General features: G+C 74.1%; 3 protein-coding genes. 2 read left to right on the top strand and 1 reads right to left on the bottom strand.

The genetic code is table 11. The features are described from left to right. The first annotated feature begins 77 nt into the window (after positions 1–77). The gene (galU, locus tag EHS43_RS42475; protein ID WP_125195801.1) at positions 78–1,031 is read left to right on the top strand and encodes a UTP--glucose-1-phosphate uridylyltransferase GalU; all 954 of its coding nucleotides are present in this window, start codon (positions 78–80) and stop codon (positions 1,029–1,031) included. Between the two features lie 76 nt (positions 1,032–1,107). On the opposite strand, the gene EHS43_RS42470 is transcribed toward galU, so the two are convergent. After that, the gene (locus tag EHS43_RS42470) at positions 1,108–1,545 is read right to left on the bottom strand and encodes a DUF4442 domain-containing protein (protein WP_125195802.1); all 438 of its coding nucleotides are present in this window, start codon (positions 1,543–1,545) and stop codon (positions 1,108–1,110) included. Between the two features lie 178 nt (positions 1,546–1,723). Between EHS43_RS42470 and EHS43_RS42465 the strand changes: the two genes are divergently transcribed. After that, a partial coding sequence (locus EHS43_RS42465) for an MFS transporter (RefSeq protein ID WP_125195800.1) occupies positions 1,724–2,473 on the top strand: 750 nt, incomplete at its 3' end.

The raw sequence follows: 2,473 nt of genomic DNA, 5'->3' as shown, positions 1-2,473 counted from the left end.
CCGCCCCGCCCGGGTTCACAGCGGGCTCCCAGGCGTCTCCCGGTGAGCTCTCATCCCCGTACCGCAGCATGATCCGCATGATCGTCCCCCACACGACCGACGCCACCGCCCCCACTCGCACGGTCCGCAAGGCGGTCGTCCCGGCCGCCGGGCTCGGCACCCGGTTCCTGCCGGCGACCAAGGCCACACCGAAGGAGATGCTCCCGGTCGTCGACAAGCCGGCCATCCAGTACGTCGTCGAGGAGGCCGCGGCGGCCGGGATCGACGACATCCTGATGGTCACCGGCCGCCACAAGCGGGCCATCGAGGACCACTTCGACAACGCCTTCGAACTGGAACAGGTTCTCGCGGCCAAGGGTGACGCGGTACGCCTCGACGCGGTACGCGACCCGGCCCGCCTCGCCGACATCCACCACATCCGGCAGGGCGAGCCGCTCGGTCTCGGCCACGCGGTGCTCTGCGCCCGCCGCCACGTCGGCGACCAGCCGTTCGCCGTCCTCCTCGGCGACGACCTCATCGATGCGCGCGAGACGCTGCTCAGCACCATGCTCGACGTCCGCGACCGGTACGCCGGGAGCGTGGTCGCGCTCATGGAGGTGCCGCGCGAGCAGATCCACCTCTACGGCTGCGCGGCGGTGGAGCCGACCGGGGACGAGGGCGTGGTCCGCGTGACCGGCCTGGTCGAGAAGCCCTCCCCCGACAAGGCGCCGAGCGCCTACGCGGTCATCGGCCGCTATGTCCTCGACCCCGCGGTCTTCGACGTCCTGGACCGCACCCCGCCGGGCCGCGGCGGCGAGATCCAGCTCACCGACGCCCTCCAGACCCTCGCGGCCGGCGGCACGGTCCACGGCGTCGTCTTCGACGGCCTGCGCTACGACACCGGGGACAAGGCGGACTACCTGCGCACGGTGGTCCGCCTGGCCTGCGCCCGCCCCGACCTGGGCCCGGAGTTCACCGACTGGCTCAAGGGGTTCGTGGCGGAGCTGGAGAGCGGCGAGGGAGCCGGCCGGGGGCGCCGGCTGGCGGCCTGAGCGGCGGACACCGACGCGCGCCGACGGGCGGTGCCGGCGACCGGGCGGCGGACGGGCCGGCTGCCGTCTGCCGAACTCAGCCGTTCGGCCGCAGGGTCCACACCACCGTCATCTCGCCGGTGACCGCCCCGTCCGCGCGGCGGATCTCGATCGTGACCGGGAACTCGGGGCGCCGGCCGGCGTCCAGCTCGGCGACGACCTCGGAGGCCGGGCGGCCCAGGGTCGCCGTGGCGGTCACCGCGCCCATCGCGAGCTTGCGGTAGGCGATCTCCGCGGTGACGGCCAGCGGCACCGCGCGCGAGAGCTGGTCGCCGAACGCGGCCAGGACGACCGCCCCGCTGGCCGACTCGGCGAGCGTGAACATCGCACCGGCGTGCGGTCCGCCCACGTGGTTGTGGAACTCGCCCTGGTCGGGCAGGGCGACCACGACCTTCTCCGGGCCGGTCTCCAGGAACTCGAGGTTCAGGGTTCGCACCATGGGCACGGTGGCGGCGAGCATCTCGCCGACGGACATCTGGTCTGCGCTCATAACCGGGATGTTACCCACGAGTAAATCGCTCTGACCAGGCTCGCCCCAGGTGATCGGCGTCTCCTTGACGCCGCCGCGGACGTGGCCGACACCGGTGGGCACCAGCCGGAACCGGCCCGCAAACGGTTTGGCAACCCGGCACCCCTGCGGCGATAGTCGGCCGGTGACCCCCTCCGCCGACTCCTCCCGTGCCCGCGGCCCCGCCTGGGCGAGCCGCAACTACTCCCTGCTGACCGCCGCCGCGTTCGTGACCAACCTCGGCAGCAACGGCGCCATGATCGCCGCCGCGTTCGCGGTGCTGGAGGCGGGCGGCGACAGCGCCGACGTCGGCCTGGTGGCCGCCGCGCGCACCCTCCCGCTGGTGGTGTTCCTGCTGATCGGCGGTGCCGTGGCGGACCGTCTGCCCCGGCACCGGGTGATGGTCGCGGCCAACACCCTCAACTGCCTCTCCCAGGGCGCCTTCGCCGTCCTCGTCCTGACCGGCGAACCCCGGCTGTGGCAGATGATGCTGCTCACCGCGCTCGGCGGCACGGGTCACGCGTTCTTCAGCCCGGCCGCCGAGGGCATGCTGCTGTCCTCGGTCAGCGGCGAGCAGGCCGGCCGGGCCTTCGCGGTGTTCCGGATGGCGATGCAGGGCGCGGCGGTGGGCGGTGCCGCGCTCGGCGGTGCGATGGTCGCCGCCGTCGGTCCCGGCTGGGTGCTCGCGGCGGACGCGGTCGCCTTCGCGGCCGCCGGTTCGCTGCGCTCGCTCCTCGACGTCAGCCACATCCCGGCGCGCGCGCCGGGCGCCGGGATTCTCGCCGACCTCCGTGACGGCTGGCGGGAGGTCGCGGGGCGGCCGTGGCTGTGGGGCATCGTGGTCCAGTTCTCCGTCGCCAACGCGGTCCTGGGCGCCGCCGACGCCGTCTACGGC

The organism is Streptomyces sp. RP5T (assembly GCF_003933965.1).
Lineage (GTDB): Bacteria > Actinomycetota > Actinomycetes > Streptomycetales > Streptomycetaceae > Streptomyces.
Note: the sequence above shows the minus strand (reverse complement) of the source record. Positions and strands in the feature narration are given on the sequence as shown.

Coding starts and splice junctions, on each gene's coding strand:
- galU (WP_125195801.1), top strand. CDS start 78: ATGATCGTCCCCCACACGACCGACGCCACCGCCCCCACTCGCACGGTC.
- EHS43_RS42470 (WP_125195802.1), bottom strand. CDS start 1,545: ATGTCCGTCGGCGAGATGCTCGCCGCCACCGTGCCCATGGTGCGAACC.